Below are 18,056 nucleotides of genomic sequence, written 5' to 3'. Positions count from 1 at the left end.
GATTTATTTAATTAATTTTGAATTATTTTTTTTGTAAGCCTTTCCATCAAACTTGTAAAATCTCGCTGCACGGTGCGAAACATTCTCTTCAATTTCATCTAATGGTATAATAAAGCTAAATGAAGAAACTTTTTTGTGAAAATTTTTGATATCAATTTTCTTTTCGCTTAATGCGCAGTACAGCTGATATAACTGCCTGATAGTAAATTTTTTTGGCAGAAGCTCGAAAATAATTGTAAAATCAATATCAATCCATCTTCTGATCTCTCCAAGAGACTCCTGTATAATAACATTATGATCAAATGGTAATGCTGGTATTTTGTCAATAGGATGCCAATCAACATTGCTATACTTTGAACTGTTTATTTTATGATCGATCTTGCAAAGAGACAGATAAGCAACAGTAATAATTCTGTCGATATTATGCTGGTACTCTTTATCCATCCATTTTATATCATTCTGACTGCTCGCACGCATAGGATCTGCATAACATTTAAATTGTTTCAGAATCATTTTTTTGATACCAGTCAGCTCATGAAGTACCCGACTGGCCGCGTCATCAACATCCTCATTACTGAATATCAAACTGCCCGGTAGTTTTTTATGCATTTCTGCAGGTGATTCATCAGAACGACGCTGCACCAATAGTATATTCAATTTGTTATCCGAATCAAATCCGAAAACAACACAGTCAACTGAAACATATGTATGTATAAATTCTGGAGCCATAGCTAATGTTAACATTTACGTAACATGACAAATATAAAAATTCAATCGATAAAAAAAAATAAAATTACATTATATATTAAATATCAAACGGTTACATAGCTATTTTTTATGATAAGAATTGTATTCATTTTATGATAAGCTTATCATAATTTTTATAATAATAAGCACTCAAACATCTAATATCAAACCTATTAAATGTTAATCACACACTTATTAAGTTAATTTTCGTTAATTTTTGGAATATGATAACAGTAGTGATGAAAATGAAGAATATTTATTATCAAAAAGCCAATAAAGTGAAAATTTTCGTAGATAAAACCCAAAATTCATCCGTAAACTTTAACCAAAACCTGTCATTAATCATGAAATTTTGACTCATTTTACAATTTTTGATAAAATCACAGAGCAAACATAATAACGTTTATTATGTTCTTAATTCATTACTAAAATCACTTATAAATAATATGATACAGAAGAAAAGCTCTTACTTCTATTTTCACGAAATAGCTGGATACTTCACTTAACTAAATAAAAAATAAAGATCATGTAATTTTTGGAAGTTTTTTGAAGTTTCGGCATCATTAAGTTTACCATCTTTTCTATTGGATAGGCATTATTTTTCAACTATCATGCAATGGAATAAGATAAGTTATGTAAATAATAAGACAGTACAATAATTAATTGCACTGTCTTTCTTAACGAATATAATTACCAGATTAATAAGAGCTCTGCTTCAAAAACATATCAATCTCTGAACTTTCTATTTTAGGATTTGCACCGGAATAACTCGCTACCAAAGCACCGACAGCGCTTGCAAAATTTAGAGCATCAACAGGATTTTGATCTGAACGCAGTTTCGCAATCAGGCTGGCCAAAAAAGAATCTCCTGCCCCTACTGTATCTGCTACTTTCACAGGATAACCCTCGTGTCTGTACAATTGATCATTCCATAGCAGGATAGATCCGTGTTTTCCTAAAGTTACACAGATTGCCTTAGTGTCTGTTTTTTCTGATATGAACTTGATGTTTGAATCCAGATCCTCAGACTCAAATCCCATTCCGGCAGAAATTTCCAATATTTCCTCATCATTGAATTTGATAAAGTCAGCCTTCTTCATAAGCTTTTCCAGAAGCTGAATATTATAAAATGGCTTTCTTAAATTCACATCAAAAACTTTAAACATTGTATCATTGGAATCTAATAAGGAGAAAAGCGTCTTTTGGGAAACTACATTTCTGCAGGCAAGGCTTCCGTAGAAAAAAACATCGGCCTCTTTTACGGTATCCATTATTTTTTCATCTACAGTGATAAAATCCCACGCAGAAGGAAATTTGATCTCGTACGTTGCAGAACCACGTTCATTTAAAGAAACCTGAACAATTCCTGTCTCATATTCCGGAGAAACAATGATTCCGGTAGTTTCAATAGCATTTTCTTTGGTGTAATCCATAATTATCTTTCCATCTTCATCATTTCCTACGGCGCTGATCATTGCCACTGGAAAGCCATACGAAGCCGTTCTGAGAGCCAGATTGAGAGGAGCTCCACCAATTTTTTTCTCTTCTCCAAAAACATCGAAAAGTACTTCGCCAAAACTTATTACATTAATTTTCTTATTGATAAACATTAATTGGGATTTTTGATATTGATATTACTGAATGAACTCTCTGAAGAACTAAAAATACTCCATTTTTTATTAACAATATTATAAATTCTGTTGGTGAACGCTATTTTATCATTGATATAGACTACACAAACATCGTTGCTGACAGAAGCAGTTACATTATAAGTCGTACCTGAAATCGAATTCAGAGGATAATAATTCATAAGATCTTCCGAACCGGAATTCATTACATAAGCTGCGATTCTGTTGTTTGCAGGTTCAAAGGCAATCTTAACTCCGCTTCCTGCGTCGCTATCCTGTGCCAGAATAATTCCTGCTTTTCCGGCAGAGACATTCAATGTAAAGTTAATCTGATTAGCTTTTTGAAGTTTCGAAAAAGTCACCTGAGAATTAGCGGATAAATTAAAGTTACTTCCATTCTGAGAAGCATTTCCAGTGATTTTATCAACTGACAGCACAGCATTCTGACCAAACACAGATGGTAATCCTGAAACCGGTTTCACAGCCAATGTTCCGTCCGAATTCTGAATAAGTCTATGGGCAACAATATTTCCTGCCCAGTCTTTTCCACCGGTATTATTTTCAGGAGTTTTTCTTGCAGTCCATCCAACAAGATAGCGGTTTGTATTGTCAGAAACAGTTTTGGCAGCATACAGATAAGAGCCGTCAAGACGGTCATTCTGAGGCGTAATCCAAGGTCCGTTTGGTGAAGTCGAAATACGGTAATGCGTTCCTGTATTGCTGCTCCAGTTTTCAGAAAAAACAAGATACCAATAATTGCCCATTTTGAAAAGATCCGGACATTCCAGCATAATATAATTTTCGGAAGAGCTGGTTGTATAAATCGGATTTTCTACAGTCCAATTTCCGATTGCCGGATTGGTGGTAGTAAATTTCAGTACGACCGCTTTTTTGTCAGAGGTCTGAGCAGAAACCAACATCCAGAATTTCCCGTCTTCGGAATTAAAGAAAACGTGTGGATCACGGAATTCATAATCATAATAACCTGCAGGAGCAGTGATTTTAAAATTCTTGACCTTCGTCCAGTTTTTCATATCTGTACTTGTTGCCAAAAGAACGCTCTCCCGTGGATTGCCTGAAAGGAACGAAGCACCGGCGTTATGACCGGTATAATAGTAATAATAGGTATTTCCTACCTTTACAAGGCTTCCTGTTCCCACTCCGAAATCGGCTTCTGAAGAAGCTCCGTAAGGAATCTGTCTTCCTTGATAGGAAAAATCTGTAAAATTACCGGTCTCGAAGCTGTGAATATCGTGAAATCCTTCTCCTGCAGGTTTTGTTTTTGCATCGTGGAGAAAGAAAAGGTGGAACTTCCCGTTTTCATAATAAGGCATTACATCTCCTGCATAACCTTCTGTATAATAAGGATTGTTCTCTCCCATCCACTGATTGGGCGGCTGCGGAAAAATGTTGGTTTTGCTGTAAATATCTTCCGGATTCACATCTGTCACTGAATCATTATTTTGGCAGGAAAATGTTACCAGAGCCATCAAAGATGCTAAATATATTTTTCTGATTGTCATTGATTCTGATATTAATTCGTTACAAGATAATTAAGGCTGTTCTCCGTGATTTTTTTGATGTTATCCAAAAAGCCGTTCGGCTGGCTTGGGGTTCCATTCGAGGTTTCGTTGTACCAGTCGTAGGCACCCATACAGATGACCATACATTTTTTATTGGCAGTTCCGCTGGGAAATTCAGCGACAGCTACACGTCCGTCCAAAGTGTTGTCCCAAGCTTCACTGGCAAGATTATTACCACCTGTCTGATTTCTCCAGCCGGCACCATTTACGTAACCACCCCAATCAGGCAAGAACCACCACGCAGTATGATTTAATCTGAATGTTCCTTTCTGAAGAAAATTGGCTTTCCCGGATTCATAAGTTTGAAGCCCGTCAAAAACAGGGTGTGTTTCGTGACCTTTGAAAGAAATTCCCCAATCACTTCCGGTATCTATAAATCCGTTCGGAAGAAAATCTCCGAAAACATTATTCGGTCCTTTTCCTGCTGGAACTATTCCCAATGCATCAACATATTGTGCAGCAAAGCTTGTTAGTAAAATATTTCCTCCACCATTCAGATAGGTTTTGATTTTGGAAGTTACATTCGTATTCAGCGCATCGCCCGGCAGAGCGGTAGCCGAGTCAAAATGCCACCAGATCACATTAATTCCCGTAAGATTGGCTGCACCATTTGCGACATCTGCCATCGAAACATAGACAGCTCCTGAATATTTTCCGAAAAGCCAATCAGAAGCTGCAATCTCATCCGGATTTGTCAATCCTGTTCTTGTAGCAGCGGTTCCAAGGAATGCAACAGACGGTCCAGAAACAGGTGTTGTTACCTTAGCTGTATAAACTTCCGTAAGACTGCCATTAGAAACGGTAAACGAAACCAGACTGCTAAAGTTGACAGTTGTTCCCGATGCAGGACTGATACTGACACCATTTGCGGTTTCAATAATCGGCTGCAATGCGGTAAGATTTGTTCCTTCCGGCATTGTAAGAGAAATGGTTTTGCCCGAATTATTGATGGTAGCCGATAATCCGTTGATTTTAAAGCTGAGAATTGGATCCTGAGCTTTTACAGTTACCAGATAATCTTTGTAGATGTTACCATTTTTTACTTTGAATTTAACCGGTTGTGAAAAATCAATCGTTGCTCCTGATGCCGGCGAAACTACTGCTCCCAGCGGAATTTCAATAACAGGAGCCAACGTCTTAACGCTTGTTCCATAAGGAAGCGTGACTGTGATTTTATCATTCTTATGATCAATTTCCCCAGAAACATTGTTCACTTTAAAAGAGGAAATATTTACTGAAACATCCGTAACAAGGCCATCTTCCATCTGACTGTCGCAAGACCAGATAAAGGCCGCAGAGATCAGCATAATGATGATCATATGAGTTTTTTTAAATATCGTTTTCATTCGTATCTTGTTTTAGTATCCGTTATTTTGTTTGTACAGTCCCTGGCTGAAGTTGATCTGTGCCAAAGGAATCGGACAGTATTCCTCAATTCCGTGGTCAAATCCCGCCTGAGAATAGAAAGATCTTTTAGTTTTCTCGACAGAGTAATAGTTGTTCATCGTTCCTGCCGTAGTTCCCCATCTCACAAGGTCGAAGAAACGGCTTCCTTCCATGGCAAACTCCATTCTTCTCTCCCATCGCAACGCTTTTCTTGCAAAATCCTGATTCCAGGTGCAGTTGACGCCCGGCTCATATTTGCTGATCAAATTATTGGTGGTGTAACTTCCAGTCAAAACAGTACTATTAGCAGCTCTCTGTCTCACCTGATTGATTAATGGCAATGCTTCGTTGATTTGTCCGAGTTCAATTAAGGCTTCGGCTTTCATCAGCAAAACATCGGAATATCTTATGATGATTCTGTTTTTGGAATTTCCGTAAAACGGGTCAACATTCACCGTACAGCCACATCCTACAGGTACATTTTCCTTTAAAGAAGCATAATAACCATAAGTTCCCGGACTTCTGCTCCAGCTTTCCTGAAAGATTTTGTTTTCTTCGTATTTCCAAGGCAGTCCGGGCAAGGCAACAGTGTGATATAACCTAGGATCTACTTTGTAACTGTTCAACTGATTGTAATTCAGATCCACATCATTAAAAGTATCGAACATCGGTAATCCCTGCGGTGTCGTTTTAAATGCATTCACCAGATTCTGGCTCGGCTTGTGAAAATCGCAGCATCCCAAACCTTGTGGTAGAGAAAGCACATCACCGTAATTGAGCCTTCCGAAAAGCGTACCGTCATTGTCAGAATATTGAATGGAAAATACCGCTTCAGGGCCGTTTTCATATGAACCTGGCATGAAATTGTATCCAAAATCAGGCTCCAATGTGTAATTACCGATTACCTGATTGGCAGCGTCGACAGATTTCTGTAGTGTTACCGGATTGACTTGGGTAACAGTGTAGTTATCGTCCTGCTCGTATGCCTGATATAGCCTTATTTTAGCAAGATAGGCAAATGCCGCGCTTTTCTTTGGTCTTCCCACTTCCGACTGTGTTGAAGGAAGGTTTGCTGCAGCGAATTCAAAGTTGGAGGCAATAGCTTCCCAAAGTTGTTGATCAGTTTTTGCCTTGTTGGAAATTTTAGGATATTCATCAATCGGCGTATTTTCATCCACGTAGGGAACATATTTGAAAAGCGTTTTCAACAAAAAATAGTAATGACCTCTCACAAAATTCATTTCAGCAATTCTTCTTTGCTTATTCGGATATTCGGAATCTGAAAGTTGCTTAAGTGCGGCAATCGCTTTGTTACATCTTCCGATTCCTACATAATTGAGATACCATAACCGGTCTAATTCACCAAAATCAGGACGGATATTGTTTGAAATTTCAAAAAAGTGAAAAGTCTGGATATCATTGGTTCCGCTTCCTCCTTTGTAAGCATCATCAGAACGAACATTTCCATAAGGCCAAAGACTGAAGGGAGTATCATAATGGTCATTTCCAAGGGATGCATAAGCAGCAACAACGAAACCATCTACATTCTGAGGCGTTACCACATCGGCTTCCGACAGGACACCTCTTGGTTCATTGTCAAGAAAATCGTTGCAGGAAGTAGTTCCCAGCAAAAAGGCAAAAGTTATTGTTAAAAGTATATTCTTTTTCATTTTTTTATTATTTAAAAATTATAGGGAAAAATTAACTCCAAAATTGAACGTCAGCGGTAACGGGTAACCGAATGCCGGTGTTTCAGGATCTATTCCTGTAAAGCTTTTTGATTTTATCGTCCAAAGATTCTGGACACTTGCATACATCCTGAAATTGGTGATGTGATATTGCTCCATTAAAGATTTCGGAAATGTGTAGCCCAATTGTAAAACCCTTAGTTTCAAATAACTTCCGCTTTCAACATAGTAAGATGAGAATCTTGATTCTGCATTGCTGTCCACTGTAGTAAGTGCAGGAATATCCGAATTGGGATTCTGTGGCGACCATGCATTCAGAAGTCTTGTTCCTTTATTGGAACCAACATCATCCACGCTCCAGAAATCAGTCTGGTATTTTTTTGAATTAATAACATCTACATCGCCGATGCCCTGCCAGAATGTTGAAAGATCAAAGTTTTTATATGAAAAGTTGAGGTTGACACCATACATAAATCCCGGATTCGGATTACCAATCCACGTTCTGTCTTTGTCGTCGATAATTCCGTCATTATTCAGATCGGCATAGCGAATTCTTCCCAAGCCTTTCCCCGGCTGGGTAGCGGAATTATCCACCTCAGCCTGAGTTCTGAAAAGTCCGTCTGCAACATACCCGTACATTGAATTGATCGGTCTTCCGAGAATATTATCCGTGGTTCCGTTTCCACCGTAGTTGTTGATAACGGATTGCGGAAGCTCAGTAATTTTGTTGCGGTTCATCGAGATGTTCCCTGAAACTTCGTAACGGAAACCACCTGCTGTTTCATTCTGATAAGATAATGCAACCTCAATCCCTTTATTCTCCATAGATGCACCATTAATCCATCGATCTCCTCCTTCTCCGATCACACCAAGATAAGGTGGCAACACCAAAATATCTTTTGTTGCTTTTTTATAAACATCTACACTCCCTGTCAGCTTTTGGTTAAAAAATCCGAAATCAAGACCGAGATTCGTCTGTGTGGTAGTTTCCCATCTCAGGTCGTCATTTTTTGTCTGCGTTGCAATAAATCCTGATGGCAGTAATCCGCTTCCGACACCGGAAATATCGTAAGCTGTACCGTAAGATGTTGCCCACGTTGGATTTCCTCCTGCGTAATTTGCTATATAAAGCGAGTAAACCGCCGAATTGCTGATTTCCTGGTTTCCGGTCTGTCCCCAACCTGCTCTTAACCTCAAATCTGAAAAGAACGGAATCAAATTTTCTGCAAAATGTTCTTTATTGATTCTCCATCCTGCAGAAAATGCAGGAAAAGTTCCGAAACGGTTATTTTTACCGAACCTTGAAGAGCCATCGTAACGCATTGTTGCAGAGAAAAGATAACGGTTATCATAATCGTAGGAAAATTTCCCGAAATAAGACAACAGGCTGTAGTAAGTAGAGCTTCCGCCGTTAAAGGCATCTCCCGTTCCTGCATCAGGATACATGTAGTCAGGCGTTTCAATCAAAAACCCTTCTTTTCTCAACCAGGTATTTTTAAATGTATCCTTGTACATTTCCATTCCGCCCAAAAGATCAAAATGATGTTTCCCTGCTTTTGCAGTATACTGTGCAGTATTGGTCCATGTCCATTTTTCGGTGTCTGACTGATCGATATTCACAGCATTGGTTTTGTTTTGCAGATAACCCGAAACATAGCTTCTTTGCAGCATTCTTTTGTAATAATTGGAAAGATCGATTCCGAAGCTGGATTTTAAGGTCAGATTTTTTACTGGCTGCAATTCGGCATAAACGTTTCCGAAGAATCTTTGGTACTGATAGCCGTTGTCTTTATTGTATTCTAAAAGTCTGACAGGGTTTTGCCGATCATTCATTCCGCCAACAGGACCGCCCCAACCGATCCCGTCTACAGTATGAACTGGAATGATAGGCAAAGCACGTAAAGCAGGATCTAAAACGCCCGGATCCATCAGCTCATTGGTTTTATTGAAAGTGAAATTTTCTCCGATTTTCAGTTTTCCGTCGAAAAAATTGTAGGAAGTATTGACACGGGCAGACAATCTTTTGAAATTGGTCAATTTCACGATTCCTTCATTGTCGTAATATCCCAGAGAGAAAAAGTAAGACCCTTTGTCTGAAGCACTCGAAGCAGAAACATCCAGCGAATTGGCAACCCCGGTCTGCGAAACCTCATCGTACCAATTGGTATTGGCTGACTTAATGGTTTTTCCGGCATCCAGATATTCAGGCACGAAACTATTGTACAATGTAGGAATGCCATTCTGAACACCCCAGTCAAAATTGTAGCTGAGATTATTGCTATTCGGGTTCAGTCCGTCATTGATGTTGGCCTGCCAAAGCACCTGTCCGAATTGTTTTGCGTTCAGAACCTCTGTTTTCTTTGCATATTGTGAATATGCCGTATAATAATTAAGGTCGATTCTCATCTTGCCCTTTTTCCCTTTTTTGGTGGTGATAATGATAACACCATTGGCAGCTCTGGAACCGTAGATACTTGCTGAAGATGCATCTTTCAGTACCTGCATCGATTCGATGTCACTTGGGTTAAGTTCGTGCATTCCGGCTTTTGTAGGAACACCGTCTATTACGTATAGCGGATCTGTATTATTCAAAGTCCCAACACCACGGATCAGTACTTTTGTATTACTGCCTGAAGGAGATCCGTCAGCTGTGATATTAACACCGGCTACTCTTCCCTGCAAAGATTTGATCGGATTGGGTTCAGTCTGCTTGTTCAGGTCTTTCATATCCACCACGGAAACCGCACCTGTAATATCTGCCTTTCTCTGCTTCGTATATCCTGTTACGACAACCTCGTCTATGCTTTTGATTTTTTCTGAAGCCAAAACGATATTGAGAACAGTCTTTTCATCCACAATTACTTCACGGGTGGAAAAATCCGGATAAGTAAAAATTAAAGTGTTTCCTTTTTGCAGGTCATTGATCTGAAATGAACCGCTACTGTCTGTGGTAGTATTGGCTCCTGTCTCCGAAACGGTTACAACAACTCCGCTCAACGGTTTTTGATTTGAGGAAACTACTTTACCTTTAACGACTTCCTGCGCAAATACATACGAAAAAGGCAGAAGGCAAAAGGCGATGGCTATTTTGTATTTCTTCATAGTATAGTTTTATTTATTAATTGTAAGCTCATGAGCTGTAATGTTCAAAACACTTCCCTTTGTATCTGTGTATAAGCTTAGTTCCGAGAAGCTTTCATTAGGGAAGAAAATTTCGGTCATTACCTTTTCGCCGTTATTGAAGAAAATTTCGATGGAAGTTTTATCCAATAAAATTTTAAATTTTCCTTGTGTTAAAGTTTTTGAAAGCGGTGTTTTAGTAACCTTTTTTGCGAATTTATCACTGAAATTGGTTTTCCCGGATTTTCTACGGTCTATGAAAAGTGATTTCTCTTTATTATCGATTCCAAAAGTGAGTTTTTCACCTAAAGAATTACTCAAAGAAATTGTATAGACACCGCTCGTCATTTTCTTAAAATCAAAATCGATCACTGCTTTTGTAAGGTCGATTTCATTATTTTTAAGAATAGATTGGGATGATTTTAGATTAATATTTTTTGAAATTTTCTTGCTATGATATTTTTCCAGTTGAGAAACGGGTACATTTTTAAGAATATAACCTTCTTTCGTTTTTACGAGGTTCACTTCTCTTGCAATGGTGTTGCTGCTTCTCCACTTTTCTGTGGGAACTTCCTGCGCATACAGCCAATTAGACATCCAGCCGATGATTACTCTTTTATTTTCAGGGACGTTGTCAAAAGATACACTTGCATAATTATCCATTCCCCAATCTAACCACACGGCCTTTTCTTTTGCCAGTTGTTTTGCAAAAAGAGCATCTATTTTAAATGTTTTTCCATCAAAATCACCCACAAAAAACTGGGCACCGGAGCCTCCGTTTGGTCCACCCGGATTAAGATTTTGAATTAAAACCCATTTGGTTTCCTGTGTTCCCTCAATTTTTATAGGAAAAAAATCCGGACATTCCCAAACACCGCCGTGTGCACCTAAATCTTTTCCAAAATCTGACAAAAGTTGCCAATCTTTTAAATTTTTAGAAGCATAAAACTGTGTTTTGTCTTGCACAGCAATACTCATTATCCATTGCTGATGAATCTCATCTCGGATCACTTTCGGATCTCTGAAATCTCGAACACCTGGATTTTGAATTATAGGATTATTTTTATATTTCGTCCACGTTTTACCGTTATCCAAAGAATACGCTAAAGCCTGACTTTCAACATCCAATTTATTTTCTTTTTCCTTTAATGGATCGTGATAGGTGTAAAATGCTACAACCGGAATGTTTTTTCCATCTCCAAAACCAGAAGTATTATTTTTATCTACGACAGCACTTCCGGAAAAAATATAACCCAATTGATCCGGGAACAAAGCAACTTCCTGCTCTTCCCATTTTACCAAATCTTTGCTGGTTGCGTGTCCCCAATGCATTGGTCCCCATTTGTTTCCACCAGGATAATACTGAAAAAACAAATGATAAAGACCATCTAAATAATACAATCCGTTTGGATCGTTCATCCAGCCTTTTTGAGGAGTGAAGTGATAGTTGGGTCTGTAAAGTTGCTCTTCGGTCGTTTTCGAAACCGACTGCGCGTTGAGCCCGGAATAAAACGTTGCAGCGATGATTAAAGTTGATATGATTTTTTTCATTATGATTATTTAATAGGAAATTTTGAATTATTTAAAAAACACTTATTCAATTTATATAGGTATTCTTTCTGATGATTACATTGATTTTTTAAATCTATTTCGTCAGTGTTTTGCTTAATTTTTCCAGCGATATCCCTTTGGTTTCCGGCATCATAAACATCACGAATAATAATTGGAATACCATTGCAACGGTAAAGACTAAAAAGACGGTCCCTGCTCCTATCGTGGAAAATAATGTAGGAATCAGTGATGGAATGATCGCTGCCAGAAGCCAGTGTGTAGAACTTCCGAAAGCCTGTCCCGATGCTCTAAGATGGTTCGGAAAAATCTCTGAAATGAACACCCAAATCACTGTTCCCTGACCAATAGCATGAGAAGCAATGAAGAGGAACAGGAAAATTGGAATCGCCAATCCTGACCAATGGAAATAAAACGCCATAGAAACCAATCCCAGAGAAATGATATACCCTACGGAACCCAAATACATGAGTGTTCTTCTCCCTACTTTATCAATGAGGTTGACCCCAACCAAAGTAAAAACCATATTCACAACACCAATTCCGATACTGCTGAGAAGTGCTGTTTTCTCACCCAAACCTGCTTCACCAAAAATTCTTGGTGCATAATACAGGAATGCGTTAATCCCCGACATCTGATTAAAAAAGGCTACTAAAAAAGCCAACATCAGCGGAAAACGGTATTTTTTCATAAAGATATTTTCCTTTGGCGATTCGGCATGGTCATCTTCCATCTGGGTGATCAAGGTGTCAGAATCCTGATCCGGACTTAGGATTTTCATCACTTTTTTCGCTTCTTCTATTCTGGAGTGGGAAACCAGCCATCTTGGACTTTCAGGAATGGTGAGAACACATAATGTATAAATAGCAGCTGGAATTGCCTGTACACCAAGCATCCATCTCCAATCGTTATCGCCGATACCGCTTAATAAATAATTTGATAAAAATGCAATCAGAATCCCCAGAACAATATTAAACTGATACAGGGAAACCATTCTGCCACGGTCTTTTGCAGGTGCAATCTCTGAAATATAAGCCGGTGCAGCAATTGTAGAAGCACCAACGCCCAAACCACCCATAAACCTGAAAAATGCAAACAGATAAGGATCATTGGAAAGTGCAGTTCCTATTGCAGAAAATGCATATAAAACACCAATAATCAAGAGTGTTTTTTTACGTCCTAATTTATTGGTCGGGATTCCGCCAAAAATGGCGCCTATCACTGTGCCCCACAATGCCATTCCCATTACGACTGCTCCGTGAAATGCATCTGAGCTGTTCCAGAGCGTCTGCAATTTTTTGTCTGCTCCGGAAATCACTACAACATCAAATCCGAAAAGAAATCCTGCCAAAGCTGCCGTAATAGACCACATAAGAATTTTATTCATCTGTTAAAAATATTTATTTGTTTGTGGCTAATATATCCCGGGGCGGCAATCCGAAGGTTTAATTTTGTAACTAAATATTTCAGCAAGGTTAATTATTTGTTAATTAATTACAATCAACTGAAAACCAATAATTTATTTAAAAATAATTTCATTAAAGTTTAATCAGGTTTCAAAAATGTAACATTGTTTTATAAAAATGTTACGTGCGTTTTGCTGTTTTTACGGTTTAGGAACAATTAATGTTATTAAAATTTTAACCGAAAAACGGGTCAAGGTGTGTGGTTTTAAGTCAGGAATTTTTAGAAACTATAAATAATTCAGAAAGCTGTTTGTTCGTGCGAATGAAGATGCGTTGTTGAGAAAGTATAATAAAAAAGCAGCAGTTTGATTTGCTGCTGCTGAATATTGTAAAAATATTAGATATCAGAATATTAATTTTAAATATACTGTAATTTGATTTCCTACTTCTTTATCACTCCTTCTTTCCTGCGGACTTTCTAAAAGCATTCGGCGATACGCCAAACTTATTTTTAAAAACGGTGGAGAAATAATTCGGGGAAGAAAAACCGGTCTTGTATGCAATCTCAGAAATCGTCAGTTCAGGATTTTGAAGCATCGATTTGGCCTGTTCCAGACGGAAATTGTTGATATAATCGCTCACGTTCACATCAAACATTGCTTTTATTTTTCTGTACAGCTGAATTCTGGAAATATTGAGCAAGTCCGCAAGATTTTCGACTGAAAAATCGGGGTTGTCGATATTGGTTTTGATGAGTTGGTTGAGATTGTTCACAAAGGTCTGTTCTATGCTTCCAAACGACTTGCTGTCCACTATTCTGCCGATATTATTCGTATAGTAATAACGTAGTTTTTCGCGGTTGTAAAGCAGTGCACGCAACGACTGTATCAGAATTGGGTAACTGAAAGGTTTTGTAAGATAAAGATCCACGCCGGATTTCAGCCCTTGCAGGTAAGATTCTTTATTGTCCAAAGCTGTCAGGAGAATAACAGGAATATGTGATGTACGAAGGTCGTTTTTTAGAATTTCACAGATTTCAAAACCGTTTTTGTCCGGAAGATTGACATCACAGATGATAATATCAGGAATTTCGTTTAAAGCCTTATCAATCGCATCTGTACCGTCGGAAACCATCACCTCAAACTCATTCTGAAGCTTTTTGCTCAAAAAGAAGGACAAATCTGAATTATCCTCCACCAAAAGAAGTGAATAACGTTCGCCTTGAGATTCCTGATTTTGGGTAATCGAATCTTCTTCCACTCCTGCGAAAACGGCTTCTGTTACAAGACTTTCGGCATCTGCGAGACTGGGTTCTTTAATCATTTGGTCTTCGTTGAAATGCTTGTTTCCCTTATAGAGACTGATGACAAACTCCGTTCCCTGAAAAGAGTTCACTTCTATCTTCCCAAGATGAAGCTCAATAAACTGTCTGCTAAGATGCAACCCGATTCCTGAACTGTTTTTTCTGTTATTGGAGCCTTTGAAATAAGCTTCAAAAACATTGCTGATCTCTTTTTCGGGAATTCCGATTCCATTATCTTTGAAGCTGATGACCGCCTGATTTCCTTTTTCCTGAACCGTGATTTCAATCTTTCCATTGTCCGGCGTAAATTTGAAAGCATTGGACAAAAGGTTGAAATAGACTTTATCCATCAGGTTTCTGTCGATGTAGAGCTCAAGGTTTTTATTTTGAGAATGAATTTCGAATTTGATATTTCTTTTCTTAGCTTCATTTTCAAAATCACGAAAAATAGCATACGTAAAATCGTAAATATTTGTCTTGGAAACTCTAAGATTAAAAGTTTGATTTTCTATTTTTCTAAAATCCAGCAAGTTATCTACCAACCGCAATAATCTGTTGGAATTTTTATTGATCAGTTCCAACTCATAGGATGGTTTTGTACCTTTGGTTTTGCCAGATTCCATCAAAGATTCTAATGAACTGAGAATAAGCGTGATGGGTGTTTTAAATTCATGAGACAATCCCGTGAAAAAATTAACCCTCGCTTCATTACTGTCTTTCAACTCATTGGCAATGGTTTCGATTTGGTTTCTTTGAATAGTAATTCTCTCATTGGTAAGCGTAAGTTGCTTATTTTTTATCTTGATCGCATAAATAAGGTAAATAGAATAGGCAACCAGGCAAAACATCAATATCAATAATATAATAGACCATCGGAATAATTCTTTTTGCGAAGAATAAAGCTCAATCTGCTTTTTAACCGCCTGTACCTGATTTTCTATAACGCCTTGCTGTTCGATGATTTTATCAAACTGATTGCGCATAATTTCCGCATTCATCCGGTCAATGATCGTTGTGCTGAGCTTGATACGTTTAGGAACGACAGCACCGTTATGAATCTTAATCGCAGTCTCGATGGCTTCTGCTCCACCTGTCGGATACAATAAAGTGGCGTTAAGCTTTCCATCCAGAACCATCTGGATTCCGCCGTCTTTTGTATTCAATCCATCAACTCCGATAAATTTTATTTGGTTTTCCAAACCTGTATTTCGTGCAACCTGCCACGCATTGGCAGCAAGCTCATCATTAAAAGCAAAAACATACAGACTTTGATTTCCCAATGAATCCAGCGTTTTCCTGAAAGCGTCAACTGGAAGACCTTTAAATGTTTTGATGAGATCTATATTGGGATTATTTCTGATGATTTCCTGAAAGCCGAGACTTCTTTCTATGGTTGGGGAAGATTGGTCATCGCCTCTTATTTCGATTACTTTTTTATAATTTTTAGAATCTGAAAGAATATAATTGGCCGCTTCTTTACCAATCTCCACGTTATCTGCGCCAATATAAGTTGTATATTTTTCTGAGTTGATCTTCCTGTCGAGCAAAATAACCGGAATTTTTTTGGCAGCCGCTTTTTCCACCACAGGAACTAAGGATTCAGGATCAATTGGTGAAATGATTATCACATCAACCTTACGATCAATCATTTTTTGTATATCCTGAACCTGCTTATTAACAGAACTTTCTGCTTTCTGGATATTGAGCTCCACTTCGGAATGAAGTGATGCCTGGATCTCCATAGAATGGTTCATTGCCAGCCTCCACGGATGATTTCCCAAGCCTTGAGAAAATCCGATAGTAATTTTGTCTGACGTTTTCTGAGATTTTTCACAAGAAAAAAAAACAAGGAAAAACAGAAGAAATAACATTCTATAAGCCTTTAGAAAACCGAAAACTTTCAAAAATTTTATTGTTGTCATATGAACACAATATTAATAAAGATGTTGCAGACGGGCAATTTTTATTGATGGTATTTTGTATTAAATCATCTCTATTGTGTTACCATTTTTAACGATAGTAAAACTGCTTTAATTGCTAACGAAAACGTTACGGTATCTTTTGATTCCGGCTAAAGTAATTTAACCTTACATAAAAAATGGATTATTGAGAGAAATTTTTTTGTTTTGATAATGAGAGAAGACTTTGTAGAAATTATGAATTACTAACGGAAAACACTAAAAACATGATCAAATTAACTGCTATAAAATATTATTGAAGAAAATTAAACAAGCTTTAACATAAATCACTATATTTATGTTACCAAACCGGTTCATCTTATTAATATGTACGTTAAATGTATCTTGTTTTTATGTCTTTTGGGACTTTCAGCAGTTTTATCAGCCCAGACGGCAGAGCAAATTCGAATCAATATCAGAATTTTTCCTTCTCAGGTTCTGTCGATTACAACTGCAGAAGATTCAAAAAGTAGAGATTACTCCCAAACTTCCAACAGTGCAAATTATAGAAATGAATTGACTGCATCTAATCTATACGGGTACCAGATCAAATTGATTAACGCAAAACAATCATCACAAACAAACATTGCTGACATTAAATATACTGAGAATAAAGACGACTGTTCATTTAATTCAAAGCTTGTCTATTCAAAAACCTCTTCCACAATAGATCAAAAAATCCCTACATCACATCTTTCTCATAATCAAAGAGAAATCCTTAACAAATGCTTTCCATCTGAACCTAATAGAATGCTTGTTTATCTGATCATTACACAATAGCAAATTAAAATTATATTAATTTCCGCTATGCGATAAATAACAATAACTTAATTTTAAAATTATTAATTCAATTACATAATATTAAAAACATTATTTTATTTTACATTTAATCAAATCAAAACATAAATTATATTTAATCATATAATATTATGTTTAAATTTATAAAAACGCAAAGAAAAACAAGTTTTAGTATTTATTTGTCAATTTTCACAAAAAATAAGTCATTTTTCACAATCTGTATTCCTCTCAGTCGTCATACTTTTGCAATCGAAACTTAGAAACAATATAACAACAACTTTAATGAAAAAATTCATTATTACATCAATAGCAATATTAGGTGTAGGAACCCTCAGTGCACAAAACGTTACACTTAACGTAAGATTGAAACCGATTCAGACACTAGTAGTGAACAACGCACAAAAAAATGTAGACTTAAATTACGTCACCAAAAATGATTATGCAAACGGTGTGAGCTCTATGAATGCAGATCACTTAAACATTTTCAGTACAGGTGGTTTCCAGGTAAAAGTAAAAAGCGGTAACTCTGCTTTACAAAACGGTAACAAAAGCATTGAAGCTAATACAATCCAAATCATAGCAACTGCAGGTTCTGATGCAGTAAATGGAGCACAATATGCCCAAAACGTTCAGCTTTCTAATAATGAAACTATGTTAGTAAGCTCTTCAAATGGTGGTGTAGATAAAAAAATCAGCATCGAATACAAAGGCGAAGGTCAGAATAAATATCTGGACAACTACATCGCAGGACAAGATCCTACAGTATATACTACTGAACTGACTTACACTATCGTATCTCAATAAGATTCCTGGAAATCTTGAATAATAAAAGAAGTGTTGCAGTTTTTTGCAGCACTTCTCTTTCATTAC

The 18,056-nt window shown here is 37.3% G+C and carries 11 protein-coding genes; 2 read left to right on the top strand and 9 right to left on the bottom strand.

Features of this window, described 5'->3' with window-relative positions:
* Positions 1 to 3 precede the first annotated feature (3 nt).
* The 9 genes from LNP04_RS00795 to LNP04_RS00755 form a co-directional block, all read right to left on the bottom strand.
* A complete protein-coding gene (locus LNP04_RS00795) occupies positions 4 to 729 on the bottom strand; it encodes an NrtR DNA-binding winged helix domain-containing protein (protein ID WP_229984691.1) in 726 nt (241 codons plus the stop codon).
* A 716-nt stretch (positions 730 to 1,445) separates the two neighbouring features.
* Positions 1,446 to 2,357 carry a carbohydrate kinase gene (locus LNP04_RS00790; RefSeq protein WP_229984690.1) on the bottom strand — a complete coding sequence of 304 codons (912 nt, stop codon included), beginning with the start codon at positions 2,355 to 2,357 and terminating at the stop codon, positions 1,446 to 1,448.
* A complete protein-coding gene (locus tag LNP04_RS00785) occupies positions 2,357 to 3,898 on the bottom strand; it encodes a glycoside hydrolase family 32 protein (protein WP_229984689.1) in 1,542 nt (513 codons plus the stop codon). The genes LNP04_RS00790 and LNP04_RS00785 overlap by 1 nt, the downstream gene beginning before the upstream one ends.
* 11 nt (positions 3,899 to 3,909) lie before the next feature.
* The gene (locus tag LNP04_RS00780; RefSeq protein ID WP_229984688.1) at positions 3,910 to 5,304 is read right to left on the bottom strand and encodes a DUF4960 domain-containing protein; all 1,395 of its coding nucleotides are present in this window, start codon (positions 5,302 to 5,304) and stop codon (positions 3,910 to 3,912) included.
* Between the two features lie 12 nt (positions 5,305 to 5,316).
* Positions 5,317 to 7,014 carry a RagB/SusD family nutrient uptake outer membrane protein gene (locus LNP04_RS00775; RefSeq protein ID WP_229984687.1) on the bottom strand — a complete coding sequence of 566 codons (1,698 nt, stop codon included), beginning with the start codon at positions 7,012 to 7,014 and terminating at the stop codon, positions 5,317 to 5,319.
* A gap of 18 nt (positions 7,015 to 7,032) precedes the next feature.
* On the bottom strand, positions 7,033 to 10,134 hold the full coding sequence (locus LNP04_RS00770; protein ID WP_229984686.1) for a TonB-dependent receptor: 3,102 nt from the start codon (positions 10,132 to 10,134) through the stop codon (positions 7,033 to 7,035).
* A 9-nt stretch (positions 10,135 to 10,143) separates the two neighbouring features.
* Entirely contained in the window at positions 10,144 to 11,703 is a 1,560-nt protein-coding gene (locus LNP04_RS00765; protein ID WP_229984685.1) for a glycoside hydrolase family 32 protein, read from the bottom strand.
* A gap of 94 nt (positions 11,704 to 11,797) precedes the next feature.
* Positions 11,798 to 13,108: a sugar porter family MFS transporter gene (locus tag LNP04_RS00760; protein WP_229984684.1), complete on the bottom strand. Its 1,311-nt coding sequence runs from the start codon at positions 13,106 to 13,108 to the stop codon at positions 11,798 to 11,800.
* 472 nt (positions 13,109 to 13,580) lie between these two features.
* On the bottom strand, positions 13,581 to 16,352 hold the full coding sequence (locus LNP04_RS00755; RefSeq protein ID WP_229984683.1) for a substrate-binding domain-containing protein: 2,772 nt from the start codon (positions 16,350 to 16,352) through the stop codon (positions 13,581 to 13,583).
* Positions 16,353 to 16,715: 363 nt separating this feature from the next.
* On the opposite strand from LNP04_RS00755, the gene LNP04_RS00750 reads away from it, so the two are divergent.
* Together LNP04_RS00750 and LNP04_RS00745 are read left to right on the top strand one after the other, a co-directional pair.
* Positions 16,716 to 17,168, top strand: a complete 453-nt coding sequence (locus LNP04_RS00750; RefSeq protein WP_229984682.1) for a hypothetical protein — start codon at positions 16,716 to 16,718, stop codon at positions 17,166 to 17,168.
* Between the two features lie 300 nt (positions 17,169 to 17,468).
* On the top strand, positions 17,469 to 17,990 hold the full coding sequence (locus LNP04_RS00745; protein WP_229984681.1) for a hypothetical protein: 522 nt from the start codon (positions 17,469 to 17,471) through the stop codon (positions 17,988 to 17,990).
* Positions 17,991 to 18,056 lie beyond the last annotated feature (66 nt).

Origin of the sequence: Chryseobacterium sp. C-71 (genome assembly GCF_020911865.1) — a bacterium.
GTDB lineage: Bacteria > Bacteroidota > Bacteroidia > Flavobacteriales > Weeksellaceae > Chryseobacterium.
The sequence above is the reverse complement of the archived record's forward strand: the minus strand, read 5'-3'. Positions and strand labels throughout refer to the sequence as shown.